At 63.7% G+C, this 1460-nt stretch carries 1 protein-coding gene and 1 pseudogene; both read right to left on the bottom strand.

Annotated elements, in window-relative coordinates:
* Window positions 1-84 precede the first annotated feature (84 nt).
* Window positions 85-1281: a cell division protein ZapE gene (gene zapE, locus EOA60_RS32675; RefSeq protein ID WP_095825159.1), complete on the bottom strand. Its 1197-nt coding sequence runs from the start codon at window positions 1279-1281 to the stop codon at window positions 85-87.
* A 78-nt stretch (window positions 1282-1359) separates the two neighbouring features.
* A pseudogene (locus EOA60_RS39380) lies at window positions 1360-1460 on the bottom strand (protease inhibitor Inh/omp19 family protein); the annotation flags it as partial.

The following is a 1460-nucleotide window of genomic DNA, read 5'->3' as shown; positions in this document are numbered from 1 at the left end:
GTTTGGCAGGTGCGCATTCAAGCGACGAAGCGCTTATCGCTTCGCGTCGCTCTGTCTAAGGATGACGACTCCAGGCGGCTACGTTCACGCCTGCCGCGCCTCCGCGGGTTCCGCCCCGACTTGCCGCCTCTCCGCCCAGCCTTCCAGCCAGTCGCGGCTCTGCATTTCGATCAGTCGCGAGGCAGTGCGCTCGAATTCGAAGACTTCCGTGCCGCGCCTGGCGATGTAGAGCACCTCGGGGGGCGCGGCGGCGCTCATCACCAGCCGCATGTGGTGGTCGTAAAGCGTGTCGATGAGCAGAATAAAACGCTTGGCTTCGTTGCGCTTGCCTTCGCCGAGCACCGGCACATGGTCGATGAAGACGGTCGAGAAGCGGTCGGCGATGGCCAGATAGTCGCGCGCGCCGAGCGGCTTTTCGCAGAGATCGGCGAAGGAGAAACGGGCGGCATCGCCGGCAGCGCGCGGCACCACGAGCTGACGCCCTTTCAGCGTCAGCGTCATCGCCGCGGTCGGCCTGCCATGTGTCATCGTCTTCCAAGCGTCGTCGAGCGCGCGGTCGGCCGCGGCGTCGGCGGGCGTGACATAGATCGGCAAGCGGTTGAGCTTTTCCTGCCGGTAGTCCTTTTCGGCATCCAGCGTCAGCACATGCGCATGACGTTCGAGCAGGCCGATGAAGGGCAGGAAAAGCTGCCGGTTGAGGCCGTCTCGATAAAGGTCATGAGGCGCGACGTTGGAGGTGGCGACCAGCACGACGCCTTTGGAAAACAGCGCCGAGAACAGGCGCGACAGGATCATGGCATCGGCAATGTCGGTGACCGAAAACTCATCGAAGCACAGCACCCAGGCCTCCTCGGCCAGCGCCCTCGCCACCGGCGGGATCGGATCGTCTTCCTTGACATCGCCGTTCTTGCGCGCCGCCCGGTGTTTTTGGATGCGGTCCTGCACGTCGGCCATGAAATCGTTGAAATGGACGCGGCGCTTTCGCCTGACCGGCAGGAGATCGAAGAACATGTCCATCAGCATCGTCTTGCCGCGCCCGACGCCGCCATGGATGTAAATGCCCTTGACGGCCTCGCGCGGCTTGTTGCTGCGCGCGAACAGCCAGCCCAGCGCGCTCGATTTCTGCGCCAGCCTTTTTGCGGAGATCTCGTCGGTCAGCCGGTCGAGCGCGGCGACGACGCGCTCCTGCGCCGGATCGCGTTCGACCACGCCGGTTTCCACCAGATGGTCGTAGCGCTGCCTGACGGTCGCATGCGTCTGAAGGCCGTCACGCAGGTGCATAGGTCACGTCGTTCTCGGGCAATTTCGGAAAGCGGCTTGTCATCCGAAACTGCGTGAAACAATAGTGGAGGGTCCGCCCTACCTTGTAAGCGAGATCGGCTGGCCGTTGGAAGTCTGGCCGTCGAACTTTTCGCCGCCGGAGGAATAGAGCCTGGCCAGCGTGCCGCCGTTTTCGTCGT

Origin of the sequence: Mesorhizobium sp. M1A.F.Ca.IN.020.06.1.1 (assembly GCF_004023265.1) — a bacterium.
GTDB lineage: Bacteria > Pseudomonadota > Alphaproteobacteria > Rhizobiales > Rhizobiaceae > Mesorhizobium.
This window is presented reverse-complemented; position numbering and strand designations above follow the sequence as displayed.